General features: G+C 61.2%; 15 protein-coding genes and 1 pseudogene. 5 read left to right on the top strand and 11 right to left on the bottom strand.

The window, feature by feature from the left end; all coding sequences use genetic code 11:
- Window positions 1-258 (bottom strand): annotated as a pseudogene (locus QZR30_RS09870) (ribonucleotide-diphosphate reductase subunit beta); the annotation flags it as partial.
- Between the two features lie 379 nt (window positions 259-637).
- Here QZR30_RS09870 and QZR30_RS09865 point away from each other — a divergent pair.
- A complete protein-coding gene (locus QZR30_RS09865; protein ID WP_003173733.1) occupies window positions 638-853 on the top strand; it encodes a TOBE domain-containing protein in 216 nt (71 codons plus the stop codon).
- A 47-nt stretch (window positions 854-900) separates the two neighbouring features.
- On the opposite strand, the gene QZR30_RS09860 is transcribed toward QZR30_RS09865, so the two are convergent.
- The 5 genes from QZR30_RS09860 to QZR30_RS09840 all read right to left on the bottom strand — a co-directional run bounded on the left by QZR30_RS09860 (window position 901) and on the right by QZR30_RS09840 (window position 7,414).
- Window positions 901-4,623 carry a dermonecrotic toxin domain-containing protein gene (locus QZR30_RS09860; protein WP_311903255.1) on the bottom strand — a complete coding sequence of 1,241 codons (3,723 nt, stop codon included), beginning with the start codon at window positions 4,621-4,623 and terminating at the stop codon, window positions 901-903.
- 87 nt (window positions 4,624-4,710) lie between these two features.
- Window positions 4,711-5,856, bottom strand: coding sequence for a MalY/PatB family protein (locus tag QZR30_RS09855; protein WP_311903254.1), 1,146 nt, complete (start codon window positions 5,854-5,856; stop codon window positions 4,711-4,713).
- A gap of 58 nt (window positions 5,857-5,914) precedes the next feature.
- Entirely contained in the window at window positions 5,915-6,508 is a 594-nt protein-coding gene (locus QZR30_RS09850; RefSeq protein ID WP_046067983.1) for an FMN-dependent NADH-azoreductase, read from the bottom strand.
- Window positions 6,505-6,945, bottom strand: a complete 441-nt coding sequence (locus QZR30_RS09845) for a GNAT family N-acetyltransferase (RefSeq protein ID WP_046067984.1) — start codon at window positions 6,943-6,945, stop codon at window positions 6,505-6,507. Before QZR30_RS09845 ends, QZR30_RS09850 begins: the two co-directional genes overlap by 4 nt.
- A complete protein-coding gene (locus QZR30_RS09840; protein ID WP_056845868.1) occupies window positions 6,938-7,414 on the bottom strand; it encodes a carboxymuconolactone decarboxylase family protein in 477 nt (158 codons plus the stop codon). The genes QZR30_RS09845 and QZR30_RS09840 overlap by 8 nt, the downstream gene beginning before the upstream one ends.
- Window positions 7,415-7,545: 131 nt before the next feature.
- On the opposite strand from QZR30_RS09840, the gene pdxR reads away from it, so the two are divergent.
- A complete protein-coding gene (pdxR, locus tag QZR30_RS09835) occupies window positions 7,546-8,967 on the top strand; it encodes a MocR-like pyridoxine biosynthesis transcription factor PdxR (protein ID WP_311903253.1) in 1,422 nt (473 codons plus the stop codon).
- Here the strand turns inward: pdxR and QZR30_RS09830 are convergent.
- The 5 genes from QZR30_RS09830 to QZR30_RS09810 form a co-directional block, all read right to left on the bottom strand.
- Entirely contained in the window at window positions 8,918-10,228 is a 1,311-nt protein-coding gene (locus tag QZR30_RS09830; RefSeq protein ID WP_046067987.1) for an MFS transporter, read from the bottom strand. The two genes, pdxR and QZR30_RS09830, sit on opposite strands and share 50 nt — an antisense overlap.
- A 185-nt stretch (window positions 10,229-10,413) precedes the next feature.
- The gene (locus QZR30_RS09825; RefSeq protein WP_043049872.1) at window positions 10,414-11,046 is read right to left on the bottom strand and encodes an N-carbamoylsarcosine amidohydrolase; all 633 of its coding nucleotides are present in this window, start codon (window positions 11,044-11,046) and stop codon (window positions 10,414-10,416) included.
- Between the two features lie 10 nt (window positions 11,047-11,056).
- Window positions 11,057-11,809, bottom strand: a complete 753-nt coding sequence (locus QZR30_RS09820) for a maleate cis-trans isomerase family protein (protein ID WP_311903252.1) — start codon at window positions 11,807-11,809, stop codon at window positions 11,057-11,059.
- 10 nt (window positions 11,810-11,819) lie between these two features.
- Window positions 11,820-12,620, bottom strand: coding sequence for an alpha/beta fold hydrolase (locus tag QZR30_RS09815; RefSeq protein WP_046067989.1), 801 nt, complete (start codon window positions 12,618-12,620; stop codon window positions 11,820-11,822).
- The gene (locus QZR30_RS09810) at window positions 12,617-13,750 is read right to left on the bottom strand and encodes an FAD-dependent monooxygenase (protein ID WP_311903251.1); all 1,134 of its coding nucleotides are present in this window, start codon (window positions 13,748-13,750) and stop codon (window positions 12,617-12,619) included. Before QZR30_RS09810 ends, QZR30_RS09815 begins: the two co-directional genes overlap by 4 nt.
- Before the next feature lie 305 nt (window positions 13,751-14,055).
- Here QZR30_RS09810 and QZR30_RS09805 point away from each other — a divergent pair, with 305 nt between their 5' ends.
- The 3 genes from QZR30_RS09805 (at window position 14,056) to QZR30_RS09795 (ending at window position 16,384) form a co-directional block, all read left to right on the top strand.
- Window positions 14,056-15,108 (top strand): 2,5-dihydroxypyridine 5,6-dioxygenase, encoded by a 1,053-nt coding sequence (locus tag QZR30_RS09805; protein WP_043049868.1) that lies wholly within the window; start codon window positions 14,056-14,058, stop codon window positions 15,106-15,108.
- A 214-nt stretch (window positions 15,109-15,322) separates the two neighbouring features.
- A complete protein-coding gene (locus QZR30_RS09800; protein ID WP_056845872.1) occupies window positions 15,323-15,757 on the top strand; it encodes a MarR family winged helix-turn-helix transcriptional regulator in 435 nt (144 codons plus the stop codon).
- Between the two features lie 141 nt (window positions 15,758-15,898).
- Window positions 15,899-16,384 (top strand): (2Fe-2S)-binding protein, encoded by a 486-nt coding sequence (locus QZR30_RS09795; protein WP_046067992.1) that lies wholly within the window; start codon window positions 15,899-15,901, stop codon window positions 16,382-16,384.

The following is a 16,384-nucleotide window of genomic DNA, read 5'->3' as shown; positions in this document are numbered from 1 at the left end:
TTTTTCGTCAACGGCGACGCGGGCGGAGGCGCCTTCGAGTTCGGCGAGGCCTTCGGCGACGTCGAGTTTGTCCAGCGCGGCCTTGGCGCGCACGATGGCGGCCGAATCACTGGCGGTGACGGCGCGAGCTTCGATGGCGGCGGCGGCGCCGGCACCGTCGAGGCGGTCCATGTTGGCTTCGCTCGCATGGCCGGCGTTGGCGCCCTTGATCACCGCTGCACCGGTGTCTTCGTTGTCGACTTCATCCCAACTCAGCATTGAAATACTCCTTCCTGATCTGTTCCGACGGTGTGTAAAACCGTGCAAAAAAATGTGCGGTTTGCAGGCTACTAGGCATTGAAATACTGCGCGTAGTGTGGTCGGTGAATACCGATGCTGCACACTATGTAGTGGTCTGTTCTGTTTGTGGGCACACTATATGGGGTGTAACAAGGTTGGTCAACGCACAAGATGTGCGTTGATAGGTCGCTGTTCACTACCGGATCGGCGATCCCCAGCATGCGGGGCTGGCATGTCCTATATATTTATAAGGAATAGATAAATAGTTATTTATTCCTTTTAATATTCCTGCGTGCAGCGCATTTTGAGGGCCTGCGCATTCGTGCGGATTGACCCAACAGCCAAAAGGAAAGCCGACATGACCATCAAAGCGATCAACGTGCGCAACCAGTTCAAGGGCGTGATCAAGGAGATCCTGCTGGGGGAAGTGGTGTCGGAAATCGACGTGCAGACCGCGTCCGGGATTGTGACGTCCGTCATTACCACGCGCTCTGTGCGTGACTTGGAATTGAAAGTAGGCAGTGAAGTGATCGCTTTTGTGAAGTCCACCGAAGTGTCCATCGCCAAGTTGTAGGCGTTGCCGTAGGCGGACAGCGCAGGTAGGGGGCGTAGCGCTGCTCGTCAATCAACCCGATCGAAAATCTCCCTGACTTGATCCACGGGAAATACGCCCTTGCCGCTGCCTTCGATCAGCTCAAACGTGCCATCGGCATTGATGGTGATGCCCAGGGAACTGGCAAGTGTCACTGAGACGCCCGCTCGCGCTTGGAGCAAGTCTCTGAGCGGTTGCCCGCCCTGGAACGATTGCCCGATAGTGGTGGCCATGCCTTGCAGAGAGTCTGAACTGATGCCTCCCACCAGGATAACGCGCCCGCCATTGTTCAAGGATGCTTGCAATTGGTCCAGCAGTGCGTGGGTATCACCCCGCAGGCCCAGTTCCAGGTTACTGCCGGTGACGTGCATCAGCGTGCGGGTCTGGTAGCGAGCACCGTCCCAGTCGGTAAGCACGGCAATGGCCGAGCAGTCGGTGAGGCTGCGGGTGGAAAGCGCTTCGTTGCCGGTGTCCAAGGTCGTCGATTCACCCATGGGGACATGCACGGTATTGGTCGGCTTGAGCGGGAAGCGGGCAATCACTGGCGTGACGGAATCCACCTGCGAGCCGTAGGGCTGCTTGGGCTGGTTGATAAGCGTGTCCAGCCAGTCCGGGTCCAAGGGGCTCATGTTGCGTTTGATACCTTCTCGGATTTTCCAGCCGGCCTTGTCCCATTTGGCCATGGTTGCCTTCAATTGAGCCATGTAGTCGGAGGCCGGGCAGGCGATATCGGCCCATGGATCGACCACCCAGGCGTTGGCCCAGGCCGGTTCTGAAAAGTCCACGGTGGGCTTCACAGGACCTGTCGGGCCTCCGACGACGGTGAAGGCGTGCGCATTGCCTGCATGCCATTCGGCGGCCCTGGCGCCACTCGTGTTGAGAATTTCCCTGGCCAGGATCGCCATTTCGCCGCAATTGCCTGCGCCGGTCTTCATGATCAGGTCGCCTGCATGGGGGGCCTTGAGATCAGTAGTGCGCCGCAACCAGCCCAAGGTAAAGGTTGCCGCATCAGCCCTGGCCACATCGGCAGCTGAGCGTACCTGGTTGCCAGGCCCCAATCCGGTGGCTTTGAGGGCTTGATTGACGGTGTCCTTGGCGTGCTCGGCGTAGAACTGGTTTTGACGTTTCGCTGGCCATTGCACAAAGCCAGGGGGCGTTTGCAAGGGGGCGACACGGTGGGGGCGCAACGCCACATCCGGCTTCAGGATGGCGTTGGCCTGCTGCAATTGGTAAGCCACTTCCCGTTGCTGCTCGGGGCTCATGCCCTTGCATTGCTGTTTAAGCTCATTAATGTCAGCTTCGCGAAAACCTGCGCGCTTCAGCTGCTTATAAACCTTCTTGAGGGGGGGCAGGGCAATGAAGTCCGCATCCACGAGCTGCACAGGGTGGTGAGCGCTCATGAACTGGCGGTAACCCTGGGCGAGGCCCATTTCCATAGGCCCGCACTTTTTGAAGGTGATATCGCCGGTTTGTGCGCTGCCCAGCGGTGCGTAATAAAACTCAGCGGTGTCAGCTTCCACCACCAGGTATCGCTGGCTGCCACTGGTGACCACCACACCCCTGACTTGGCGTTGGTCATCGCTGGCCTTGCTGATGCTGTTGAGCTTGACTACCCGCGTGTCTTCAGCGAGGGCGCCCGCGCCATGGCCGGCGTAAAAACCGAAACCCGGGTCTACGATGATCTGGCCCTGTACCTGTGACCTGTAGGTGATGCGTTCGCCATTGGCGACTGGCACCAACTTGGCGCCGGTCTCGCCTTCAACCCATTCGTGCAGGCGTCTCTCATAGACCACCGTGCGTACACGCTTGAACAGCCCGCCCTTGGACGGAAACAACCGCACGTGTTCCAAGGCTTGCAGCCTACGTTTGGCGTCGGGCAGGTCTGCAATGACTTTGGCGAAGCATTCATCATTGGCGCCGCGGCGCACCCGCCCACCCAGCGCAGGCACTGGGCAAAACGCTTCGAAGCCTTCCAGCGGGGCGGTGTGTGCAGCTGACTCCAGGTCGGTAAGCTCGCCCGGCTTGCTGTAAAGGTAGCGATAGACACGGTTGCGGTCCACCAGGTCGTAGCCGTTGGTCCGTGGCAGGGTATAGGCAGTGGCGCGCAGCGGATGCTCGATGACCAGCGCCTGTTTGCCATCGGCGAACAGGTCCTGGCTGACGGTAATCGTGGTGGGGCGCTCAAAGGCAGGCTCCTTCGCGGTGCCGCCCCCGATGGAGAACAGCTCATTGAGCGCTCCATCGAGTGCCGCAGCGCTACCGTTTTTTCGCTCAGCTTGAGTATCGCCTGTGATCGATTTCTCTACGCCTAGTTCGGTTTCTACAAAACCGGTAGCGGCAGCTATACCGACGACGATCGGTTCGCCAATCACCGCGAACTTGGCCGCCAGGCCTGCGGCCACCGTCAAATCGTTAAGCCAGGTATCGCGGGTGACCTCGCTGTTGGACTTGATCATGACATCGGCATCGCGGGACATGCGTTTTTGCGTGGCGTCTTTGATCACGCTGAATACGTCGCCCTGAATGCGTACGTTGGCACTGTCGATGACGGTGCCTTCGATGCTGTCCCAATAGCCGCTGGCCAAGTAACCCAGGGCAGTGTCGACGCCTTTGTTCGATTGGCGGTCGCCGGTGATGAAGGCTTTGACATCGCTCCAGAACCCGACCTCATTGTCTTGCCGGTCCCTGAGGGCGAAGTGGCCTTCCAGCGCCTTGCGCTTATCGGCGTCCCGACCTTGTGCGGCTACCCATTGATCCATCGCGGTCAGGGAGTCAAAACGCACGAATGCGGGTTGATGCCCGGGGATATAGAGAATCTGCACACCGTCACGACGGTCACGCAGTTGCCGGGCAGGGCCGTCATCGATGGCGGTAAAGCGCAGGATATCGTTGGCGGGTAACCCGTTGATATCCAATAGGTGGGTCAATACCACGCCTTTGACCGGCGCTTGCGCACGCAGTTGCTCGACGGTCAGGGCTTGGTTGTCAGCCAACGGCAGGTTGGAGGCCGCGCCCATGACCAGGCGGTAGTCATCACGGGTGAAACGCTGTTCGGCTGGCATCTGCGCGCGCTCGGCCGGCGAGGCACGTTCGTAGGCCTTGAGTTGTTGGCGGGCCTGGTAGACAAACTCGCCTTTCAAGAGGGTGCGGTAGTCATCGCCATGATCGCGCCAGAAACTCTCGAGCTTTTGGGTCATGTGCGTTTGAAAGTCGCTTTTCCAGCTTTCATGCATCAGTTGCGAAGGCGTCAGCGCAAACTGGTTATGGGCGCCATAGCCGCCTTTTGTGCTTTGCCCACTGCCTGCCTGGTACAAGCCGGCTTGCTGGTCAAGCACGCCCGGGAGCGAGTCGTGTTCGTTGAAGTTGCTTAACAGTGCGTCCGGCAGCGCCTGGGAAACCGTCGGCTCTTCCCCGACGTGCTCCCAGCCGGTGATGGTGTTGGCGCTTTGTGCTTGCTGGAAACGATTCAAGAAAATAGTGTCGGCATCTATCTTGCGACCGGTCAACGTGAACACCATGTCCTCGGCCCATTGCTTGGCCTCGTCGCGCACGTTGGGCAGCGCAGCGTGTGTGGTTTGCAGCAGTTGCTTGTAGTCGGCTTTCTGACGGGCCATCGAGGGGCGGCGGCTATTCGTCACCTGGGGAGGCGCCGGCTCGAAAATCGAGTAGGACGGCATCGCCGCGGGTTTTTCGCCGGTGATGGGTTTGAAATCCCAGACCGGCGAGGGCTGGGTGTGGGGCGGCAGGATCATGGGCGGACGGCTCCGGGGTCTTCAACAGCACAATGGGCGGCTGCTCCACATGTGTGTTGAAACGCCCCGGTGGGGTTCCGGCCGGCGTCAGCGCTTTTGTAAGCTGATTTCCATGCGCCGCACACCTTCCTCGAGCATCGCCCGCGGGCAGCCGAAATTCAGGCGTACGAATTGCTGGCTGTCATCGCCAAACTCGATTCCCGCACTCAATCCGACCTTGGCCTGTTCCAGGAAAAACTGCTGCGGGTCGTCCAGGCCCAGGGCACTGCAATCGAGCCACGCCAGGAAGGTGCCTTGGGGCGCGTGCATCACCACGCCGGGCAGGCGGGTCTTTACCGCATCGAGCAGGTAGTCGCGGTTGGCCTGCAGGTACTGCACCAGTGCAGCGAGCCAGTCGCCGCATTGGCTGTAGGCGGCGCGGGTGGCTTCCAGGCCCAGCGGGCTGACGCTGTCGACCATGCCGCAGCGCGCCTGGTTGAAGCGCTCGCGCACCTCGGCGTTTTGCACCACGGCAAAGCAGGTCTTCAAGCCGGCGACGTTATAGGCCTTGCTCGCCGACATCAGGGTGATGGTGCGTTGGGCGATCTCGGGGCTGAGGCTGGCGGTGGGAATGTGGCGGCGGCCGTCGAAGCACAGTTCGGCGTGGATTTCGTCACTGATGATCAGTGCGCCGTGTTTCAGGCAAGCGTTGGCCACCGCCAGCAGTTCTTCGCGGGGGAAGACCTTGCCGATGGGGTTGTGCGGGTTGCTCAGCAGCAGTGCGCCGGCACCGCTCAATGCCTCGCGCATGGCGGGCATTGGCGTGATGTATTCGCCATTGATCAGTCCAAATGGCACTTCGATGCGCGGCAGGCCCCAATGGCCGGGGGCCAGGCGAATCGGCCGATAGTTGGGGGTTTGCAACACCACCGCCTGGCCGGGTTGGACAAAGGCATGCAGGGCCATGTTGAAACCAGGTTCGACGCCGGGCAGGAACAGCAGCTCTTCAGGGCGCACGCGCCAGGCGTACTTGGCCCACAGGTCGGCGACGATAGCGTCGCGCACGTCGCCGCCGGCCATGCTGTAGCCGAGGATCTGCTGGTCGAGTCGTGCATGCAGGGCTTGCAATACGGCGGGTGGCGCGGCGATGTCCATGTCGGCGATCCACATCGGCAGAACGTCTTGCGAGTAACGGCTCCACTTGGTACTGCCGGTGCCGAGGCGCGAGTGGAGGGTGTCGAAATCAAAGCTCATGGAAGGCTCATGTCAGGGCGGAGGCGAAAGAATGGCGCTGATTCTAGCGCCATTCACCTTATAGGCCAGCGCTGATTGCCGCGGACAACTGCCGGTGTGCCTGCTCCAGGGCACGGTTCACGGCTGCTTCGCCGCGGACCATGGCGCCCAGGTAGATGAACTCCACGGAGTGAATGCCCACGGTGGCCAGGATGGCGGTCAGGTAGGGCGTAAGAAAGTCAGGCTCATGCCCCTTGCGCGCATTGCCGGAACTCACCAGCACGAAGGTGCGCCGATCCCCCAGCAGGCCGACTTTGGCGAACTGTTCATTGAGCGTAAAGCTGCGGTGTATACGCACCACGTGGTCGATCCATGCCTTCAGCGCCGCCGGTACGGTGAAATTGTGCACTGGGGTACAGAGGATCAACAGCTCGCAGGCTTGCAGTTCGACGATCAACTGTTCGGACAGCGCCATCGCATCGGCATTCAGGCCGCCTGGTGTCGTCAGTGCAGTGGCGTACTCACGGGTCAGCGCTGGCAACGCTTGGCTACCGTAGTCGCGTTCGCTGACCTGGGCGTCGGGCACCAGGTCAGTGAGCAGGGCGCGGGCCAGCTTGAACGTCTGTGCGGCTTTGCCATGGGGGCTGAAACTGAGTAACAGGGCGCGGGTCATTGGCTGAGGTCCTGGGAAAAGTGCATGCCTAGCGGCAGCAAGCCCTGGCGGAAATAGAAACGCTGGGCCAGGGCCATATGCATGCCGGTGTCCAGCACCAGGTAACGATAGCCCAAGGCGCGGGCTGCCTTGCGTACCTGCTCAAGCAGCTGTTCACCCAGGCGCCTGCGTTGCAGGGAGGCGTCCACGACCAGGTCATCGACATAGATAAAGCGGCCGTAGAGGGTATTTTCCGTGAGGCGGTAACCGGCCAGGCCAATCACCCGTCCGTGCTCGCGGGCGGCCAGCAAGTGGTAGCCGTTTTCCCGTTGGCGCTGGACCTGCCCGGCGAAGGCGCTGGCGTCGGTCAGGTGCGGACGCAATTGTCGCATGATGTCGAAACTGACCATGCAGTCGGCCACGGTTTCCATCAGCTGGAACTCGACGTGCTCATTCATGGTTGAGGTTCTCCAGGTGCGCCTTGATCGCTGCCGGAACCTTGCGAAAGCTGATGGCGACGCGGTTCAGCGCGTTCATCAAGGAAATTGCCAGGGTCAGGTCGGCGACTTCCTTGTCACTGAATACAGCCGCGACGGCGGCGTAGTCGGCATCCGGGACCTGGCTTTGCGCGACCTGCGTGACTACCTCGGCCCAGGCCAGCGCCGCGCTTTCACGGCGTGTGAACAGCACTGGCGCTTCGTGCCAGGTGGCCAGCAACATGATCTTTTCCAGGCTCACGCCCTGTTTGAGCAGATCGCGGGAATGGGAGTCCAGGCAATAGGCGCAGCCATTGAGCTGCGAGACCCGCAGGTACACGAGGTCGATCAGTTCTTTCTCCAGGCCGCAGCGGTGGATGTAGCTGTGCACGGAGCCCAGCGCTTTGTAGCCATCGGGGGCGGCCAGGGCGTAATCGAGACGGTGTTTCATCGTGCGATCCTTGTAGGTTTGGGGGATGCGCCATTTTCGCGGCGGCAGTTGCCCGTCGACAGGGGCATGATTGGACAAGTGGGTTGGGACATGATCAGACTCCCATCCGCCTTGCCAACGAGCTGAATACGATGCCGTCACTGCCCAAATACCAGGAAATCTATCGGCGCTTTCGCCTGGCTATCGACCGGGGCCAACTGCGTCCTGGCGAGCGTGTCCCTTCGGTTCGCGCACTGGCCCAGGAGCTCAAGGTGGCGCGGGGTACCGTTGAGGCGGCGTATCAGTTGCTGGTCAGCGAAGGTTTTTTCCAGGCCCGTGGGCAGGCCGGTACGGTGATTGCCGCAACGCTGGCACCGGTCAAGTTAAAGCCATTGCCCAGGCAGCCATCGCTGGTCAGCGGGCCGCGCCCACTGCAAATGGGCTTGCCAGCGCTGGATGCCTTCCCGCGTAAATTGTGGGCACGCCTGGTCACCCGGCAAGTGCGGCGCATCGATGCCGACAGCCTGGCGATGGGCGACGAACAGGGAGCCCAGGCATTGCGGGTGGCGATTGCCAGCTACCTGGCGTTGTACCGCGGCGTGGAATGCACGCCCAGCCAAGTGTTTGTGTGTGCCGGCTACGCCGGGTGCCTGACACTGCTGTGCGATGCATTGGGCATGGCGGGACAGGCTTGCTGGTTCGAAGACCCGGGCTACCTGCATGCACGACAATTGTTGCGCCATCAGGGGGTGACGCTGGTGCCGGTGCCTGTGGATCACGATGGGCTGGATGTGCAGCAGGGCATCCAGAGCGGCGAGCAGGCGCGACTGGCGATCGTCACACCGGCGCACCAGAGCCCGCTGGGGGTGGCTCTGAGCCCGACGCGGCGACGGGCCTTGCTGGGGTGGGCTCGGGCGCAGGCCAGTTGGGTGGTCGAGGATGATTATGACAGCGAGTTTCGCTACCAGGGCCAGCCCTTGGCTGCGCTAAAGAGCCAGGACGCCGATGACCGGGTGATCTATGCCGGCAGCTTCAGCAAGATGCTGTTTCCCGGTTTGCGCTTGGGTTACCTGGTGGTGCCGGCGGCATTGATCGACACATTTCAGCACAGTGCCAAGGTGTTGCAGCAGCGCAGTGCACAGCTACTGCAGCTGACGGCGGCGGACTTTCTGGAGCAGGGGCACTTCACTCGGCATTTGAAGAAGATGCGCGGCTTGTATGCGCAGCGCAGGGCCATGCTGGTGCAAGCGCTGCAGGCGCATTGTGCAGCGTTTCTGCAGGTGGATGAGCAGGCCGGCGGGATCAATTTGCTTGCGCGATTGCGCGTGCAGGTGCCGGATGTGCAGGTTGCAGAGGCCGCCAACATGGCCGGCCTGGGCGTTCAACCCTTGTCCGGCTGGACCCTCGAAGCCGGGGGCGAGCAGGGATTGCTGATGGGGTTCACCAATGTGGCAACGCCAGGGCAGGCCACGGACCTGGCCCTGAAGCTGTTGGAGATCTTGCAGGCGTGTGCGGCTCAAGCGCTCAACGGTTCACCAGTTTCGCTGGCAGCGCAATCACCAGCAAACTGCTGAGCATCAGGCAGCCGGCAAAAAACCACAGCGCGCCCGCACTGCTGCCGGTTAGGTCGATCGCCACGCCCATCAGCGAGTTGCTCACCAGGCCTGCGATATTGGCAACCGAACAGGCCAGGGCAAACCCGGTGGCCGCGGCAGTGCCTTTGAGAAAGGTCGCCGGCAGGCTGAAAAACACCGGCACGGCACCGATGATGGCGGCTGAGGCAATCGCGAACAACGCCACGGTGGCAGCTACGTTATGGGTGAAGAAAGTGCTGGTGGCCATCGCCGCTGCGCCGATGAAAAACGGCACGATGATGTGCCAGCGGCGTTCGCGGTGCTTGTCGGAACTGGCGCCGATCAGCAGCATGCCGAGCAGTGCGGCCACGCTGGGCAGCGCGGTGAGCATGCCGATATGGAAGGTGTCGGTGACCCCGGCATTGCGAATGAAGGTGGGCATCCAGAAGCCCATGGCATAGGCACTGAGCAGTATCGAGAAGTCGATACCGCCGAGCATCCACACCTTGAGGTTGAAGAAACCGTCACGGAAGCTGTGCTTGCTGCCGACGCCATCGGCGTCGTCTTTGCGCAGCTCGTTTTCCAGCAGGGCCTTTTCCTCATCCGACAGCCATTTGGCTTGCTGGTAGCTGTTGGGCAGCGCCCAGAACGTCAGCACCCCAAGCAACACGCTGGGTACCGCTTCGATCAGGAACAGCCATTGCCACCCGCGCAGCCCGGCCATCTGGTCGAAGTGGCCCATGATCCAGCCAGACAGCGGACCGCCGATCACGCTGGACAGCGGCAGGCCGATCATGAACAGCGCGATGATGCGCCCACGCCTGTGAGTGGGAAACCAGGTGGTCAGGTAATACAGCACCCCCGGCAGGAAACCGGCTTCGGCGGCACCGAGCAAAAAACGCAGGATGTAGAACTGGGTGGTGGAGGTGACCAGCATGGTGCAGGCCGAGAGCAAGCCCCAGGTGATCATGATGCGCGCGATCCAGATCTTCGCGCCGACCCGCTCCAGCACCAGGTTGCTGGGCACTTCAAAGATGATGTAGCCGACGAAAAACAAGCCGGCGCCAAGGCCGAAGGCGGTTTCGCTGAAGTGCAACTGGTCGAGCATCTGCAGCTTGGCGAAGCCGATGTTGATGCGGTCCAGGTAGGCAGCCAGATAACAGAAACACAGGAACGGGATCAGCTTCCAGGTGATCTTGTGGTAGAGCGTGGTGACGGGGTCGGCGACTGTAGTCGCGGGCACAGCATTCGCAATGGGCATGGGGTGTCTCCTGGCGGTGACTTATGGTTTTTATACAGCCGCTTTTGTTCCAGCACTTCGGCGTGCTGTTAAAGCGACGTCCAAAGGCAGTGTCAGAAGACTGAAAGCTGCGCCGAGGTTATCAACCTCGGCGGCTCACAGTTTTGTGCAGGACCGCACTCTATGGCGCGGTTCCGGATGAAACGTCATTGCTCCTTGAATTGGCGCATCGCGTCTTGCTTGCTCACCACATCACCGTACTTGCTGTCGATATCGAACAGGTTGGCTTCGTGGGGCGCCGGATGGCGGTCGCCGACGCATTCACGCACGACAATGGTGCGGAACCCGTGCTGCACCGCGTCCACCGCCGTTGCGCGGATGCAGCCGCTGGTGGAGCAGCCGGCCAGCACCACGGTATCGATACCTTGGGCGTGCAGCATCGGGGCCAGGCTGCTGCCGAAAAATGCGCTGGCGTACTGTTTGCTGATCACCACTTCATCAGGCTGGGGCAATACCTCGGTGCAGAACGCCGCCAGTGGGTTGCCTTCGATCATGTCTTTCATCACCGGGGCCTTTTTTACCCAGATACCGCCGTCGGCGAAATGGCCGGGATGGTAGCGGATATTAGTGTGCACCACCGCAATCCCGTATCGGCGTGCACAGGCCAGCAGTTCGACGCTTTCAGCCACGGCGCTGACCACGCCGGGCGCGAACAGTGGCGCGCCTTCGCGGGTGTAGCCCTGCATGAAGTCGATCATCAGTAGCGCGGCTTTGTTGCCGAAGCCGATGCGGTTGCCCCACACGCCCTGATAGTTGGCGTCGGCGGATTGTTCACTCATTTCAATTTCCTCAGTAGGCGCCGGAAAGCAGGGCTCCGGCCCCGGGAACGATGGGTTCCAGGTCCAGGGCCTTGAGCATGGCGTAGGTGGTGGCGATGGCGGCGGTGAGCACAGGTTTGCCGGTTTGCGCCTCGACCTTGGCCACCACCGGCAGCGACTGCATCTGCACGCAGGCCGACAGCACGATCACGTCGACGCCTTCCAGGTTCATGCCGGCAACGATGGTCGGCAGGTTGGCCGGGTCGTGGCGGGCCACTTCGAGGTTGTCCGGGATCTCCAGGGCGCGCCAGTCGACGACTTCAAAGCCTTCTGCGCGGATGTAGTTCACCACCAGCTCGGTCAGCGGTTTCATATAGGGCGCAACAATCGCGATACGCTTGGCGCCCATCACCTTCAAGCCTTCAATCAAGGCGCCTGCGCTGGTGATCACCGGGGCATTGGCGTCGTTGTCAGCCGTAGCCTGGCGCAGGCGCTGTTCGGAGTTGCGGTGGTAGCCCAGGCCCTTGGCCATGATCGCCACCAGGCAGGCGTACCCCAGCACGTCGACCTTGGCGTCTGACAATTCGATGGCGCAACGGTCGGACTCGCCATCCATCGCCGCCAGTTCTTCCTTGCGCACTTGCTTCATGCGCATGCGGCTGGAGTGGAAGGTAAAACGTTCAGGACGGATCGCCTGGCGCGCGTTGAGCATGGCCGGGATCTCGGTTTCCATGGTGGTGTTGGAACTGGGCACGATCTGGCCGATGCGGTAGGGCTTGAGCATGGGGGTGTCCTTATTGTTGGGTGAGGAAGTCGCCAAGGGCATCGAAAAAGCCCTCAAGGTCGTCCCACGGGATCATGTGCCCGGCATTCGGCACGCGCGCGACCTGGATACTCGGTTGCAGGGCCTGGATTTCGGCGATGTCTTGATCGAGGATCACCCCGCCGCGCCCGGCCACCATCAGCAGGGCAGGGGCCTTGAGGTGGGGCAGGTGCTGGTGGAAGTCCACCGTGTGGAAGTCATTGAAGGCACGCACGATGGCCGGTTCGTAGCAGGTGTGCAGCCACTCCGCGCGCAGTTGCAGCTGCTCATCGGTCCAGGTGGCGCAGAAGGCGCGCATCGCCTGGGCATCCATGCCAATCAGTGACTGGCGGATCGAGTCGACATACCAGGGCAGTTTGCTCGGGTATTCCCGCCGGCCAGGACCGGACACCGGCGGGTCGATCAACACCATGCGGTTGACGCCTTGCGGGTGCTTGATCGCACTGTGCACGGCAAAGCGCGCACCCATGGAATGGCCGAACAGGTGGTAGCTGTCCAGGCCCAGTGCGTCGGCAAATGCGCCAATGTCCTCGGCGCAGGTGTCGGCGCTGTAATCCAGTTCCGGCCCGGTGGACGACAGCCCGCGCCCGCGTACATCCAACACGTAGGTATCGAACTGCTCACCCAGGCGCTCGGCGACGAAGCCCCAGGTAATCGCCGGGCTGGTGATGCCCGGGATCAGGATCAGCGCCGGGCCTGTGCCGCCGTAGCGCAGATAGTGCTGGCGAATGCCATTGGCCTGCACGTTGCCGCCATGGAGAAAGGTACTCATGCGGCCACCCCCGACTTCAGCTCCTGGGCATACAGGTCGTAGCCGTACACCCAGGCCGGGTCTTCCTGGGTGCGTAGCCAGGTGTTGGCATTGGACACCGCTTGTACCCGGGACGCGCGTTCCTTGCGGTTGGCTTCATACAGTTCGAAGGCGTTGCGGTAGTCGCTGATCCCGGTTTCCTGCAGGCAGCGGGTGAGCATGGCGGCATCTTCGATGGCCATGCCGGCGCCCTGGGCCATGTGTGGCTTCATCGGGTGGCAGGCGTCGCCGAGCAAGACCAGGCGACCGCGACTCCACAGCGGCAGCGGGTTGCGGTTGCGCAGCGGCCACTTGGTCACGCTGTCGGTGGATTCGATCAGCGCCTGCACGGTGGGGTGGTAGCCCTTGAAGGCTTCGAACATTTCCTCGCGGCTGCTGTTGACGAAGGCGCCCTGGAAGTCCCATTCGGCATGGGGTACGCCGGTCACGTAGTAGTACTCGTCGCGCTTGCCTGTGGTGTAGTAGACCATCATGTGGCGATCCTCGGTCCACCACTTGATGCAGTCTTCGAACTTGAGGTCGTACTTGGCCAGTTGCTCGCCTCGGATCAATGCGCGGTGCGCCACCCAGCCGCTGTACAAGGGTTTCTCCACCCCCAGCAGTTCTTCGCGAATCTTCGAATTGATGCCGTCGGCGCCGATTACGATGTCGGCATAGGTCACCGTGCCGTCGGCGAAGGTCAGGCGCACCTGGGTATCGGTTTCTTCGAGGGTTTCCAGGCGCTTGTTGAAGTGCAGGGTGTCAGGCTGCAGCGTGGACATCTGCAACGCATGCAGGTCGCCACGGTGCACGGTGATGTAAGAGGCGCCATAGCCGGTGAGCGGGATACGCGAGAGGTAATCACCACTTTCGCCGCAGCGGCTGAACCAGTGCTCAGGGTGCGACCCCATCAGGTCCAGCTGGTTCTCGATGCCCATGCGGCGGAAGATTTTCATGATGTTGGGCCCCATGTGGATCCCCGCGCCCAAGCGGGAGAACTCCGGCGCCTGTTCGTAGACATCTACGCTGAAGCCGGCTTGCTGCAACAAGGTGGCCGCAGCGGCACCGCCCAGGCCGGCGCCGACTATGGCGATTTTTTGTGTGCTTCCCATGGGGCGTGATCCTCTCTTTTTGAATTCAGGCGGCGTCTGTCCGCAAGGTTTTTAAAGTGTATACGCTCATTTTTTAAAATGGGAAGCCTGTGTGAGGAAATTTATTTTTTGGTATTTATAGGCTGGTGTAACCAGCTGTGGCTAATGAATATTGAATATGTGTGGATTGGTAACGTTTTTATCTGGCACTTGCAGTCCGTCTGCAAATCAGGTCTCATCATTCTTAAATGGTGTATACGCTATAAAAATGCACTAAGTTGAAGCGCGCTGCCCGAACAGGGTGCAGCCCCTCAGGAGACAGGAAAATGCCGGTAAGCGACTGTGAACTGACCCAGATGTTTGAACACGTGTTGAAGCTGTCCAAGGTCGACCCGACCCAGAGCGTCGCGGTGCTCAAGAGCCATTACTCCGACCCGCGTACTGTGCGTGCCGCCATGGATGCGGCGCAGCGCCTGGGGGCCAAGGTGTATGCGGTGGAATTGCCGTCGTTCAACCATCCCCGGGCGATGGGCAACGACATGACCGCCTACTGCGGCGACACCGCGCTCACTGGCAATATTGCCGCCCAGCGTGCCCTGGAGGCGGCGGACTTGATCGTCGACACCATGATGCTGCTGCACTCGCCGGAGCAGGAGCAGATCCTCAAGACCGGCACGCGCATCCTGCTTGCCGTCGAGCCGCCGGAAGTGCTGGCACGCATGCTGCCGAGCGAAGAGGACAAGGTGCGTGTACTGGCCGCCGAACAGCTGCTGAAGAAGGCGCGCTCGATCCACGTCAAGTCCCGCGCCGGCAGCGACTTCCGCGCTGCTTTGGGCCAATACCCGTCGGTGACCGAGTACGGCTTCGCCGATGAACCGGGGCGCTGGGACCACTGGCCCAGCGGCTTCCTGTTCTCCTGGCCCAATGAAGAAACCGCCGAGGGCGTGCTGGTGCTGGACATCGGCGACATCCTGTTGCCGTTTAAGACCTACACCCGTGAAAAGATCACCCTGGAAATCGAAAAGGGCTTTATTACGCGGATTCACGGTGGGTTCGAGGCGCAGTACCTGAGCGACTACATGAAGTACTTCGACGACCCCGAGGTGTACGGCATCTCCCATATTGGCTGGGGCCTGCAACCACGGGCGCAATGGACGGCCATGGGCTTGCACGACAAGAACGACGGCATGTGCATGGATGCGCGGGCGTTCTATGGCAACTTCCTGTTCTCCACCGGGCCGAATACCGAGGTGGGCGGCACGCGCAAGACGCCGTGCCATATGGATATCCCGCTGCGCAACTGTGATGTATATCTGGACGATGAGGCGGTGGTGCTGGGTGGCGATGTGGTCGCGCCAGCGCGATCGCTGGCACGCTGAGTATGCGTGTGGGAGCTGATAGATATAGAGATCCAAGTGTGGGAGGGGGCTTGCTCCCGATGAGGGCGTGTCAGTGAGTGCATCAATACCTGACCCACCGCCATCGGGAGCTAGCCCCCTCCCACAGGTTGAGCGTGATTCTTCAAGGGCATCTTGAGTCCGTTCACTAACCCCGCCATCATGCCACCCATCCAAACCACCCACCGAGCCCGCCGTGCCTGATTCCTACGTTTTTTCTGAACAAGTCGGCCACCTGCTGCGCAAGGCCTACCAGCGCCACTTAGCGATATTCCAGCAGAATGTCGGCGACTCCCAGCTCACCGCCGTGCAGTTCGTGACCTTGTGTGCGTTGCGCGATCAGGGTGCAAGCTCCCTCACTGAATTGGTCAAGGCCACCGCCGTGGACCAGGCGACCATCCGCGGTATCGTCGAACGTCTCAAGGCCAAGGCGCTGATTACCCTGGACCCGGACCCTGCAGACAAGCGCAAGGTAGTAGTCGACTTGTCTGCCTCAGGCGCCGAACTGGTCGCGCAAACCGCACCGCGTGCGGCCCAGATCAGCGAATTGACCATGAGCAATCTCAACCCCGCCGAGCGTGTGGCGGTCCTGTTTCTGCTGCGCAAGATGATTGACGATCCCCAGGAATAACCTGCGCTGGCATCGTTTTTGCTCTGTGTTGATGTAGTAGCCACTTCACCAGTCGAGTGTGTCGCGAGGCCTCAGGTCCGCGACGTTTTTTTTGACTGTTTGATGTAGTAGGCACTTCATCAACCGGCACAGGCGAAGCGAATGACCAGCCAACCCATCACGGTAACGCTTGAGGTCAACGGCCAGACAAGCGAAGTCAGCGCCATGGCGGATACACCGCTGTTACTGGTACTGCGCAACGACCTGCAACTCAATGGCCCCAAGTACGGCTGTGGCCTGGGGGAGTGCGGTGCCTGCACCGTGATCATTGATGGCGTGGCCGCACGTTCCTGCGTGTTCCCGCTGTCGGGTGCATCAGGGCGCAGGATCGTCACCCTTGAAGGCCTGGGTACGCGCCATGCGCCGCACCCGGTGCAGCAGGCGTTCATCGACGAGCAGGCCGCGCAATGCGGCTACTGCCTCAACGGCATGATCATGACCGCCAAGGCCCTGCTCGACCGCAACCCCAAGCCCAGTGAAACCCAGGTACGCAACGAGCTGTCGGGCAACCTTTGCCGCTGCGGCACTCATATCGAGATCCTGCGCGCGGTATTGCGTGCGGCACGCCTTATGAACGTGGATGGATGA

The sequence above is a fragment of the Pseudomonas sp. rhizo25 genome (genome assembly GCF_031931935.1).
In the GTDB taxonomy this organism is placed as follows: Bacteria; Pseudomonadota; Gammaproteobacteria; order Pseudomonadales; family Pseudomonadaceae; genus Aquipseudomonas; species Aquipseudomonas synxantha.
The sequence above is the reverse complement of the archived record's forward strand: the minus strand, read 5'-3'. Positions and strand labels throughout refer to the sequence as shown.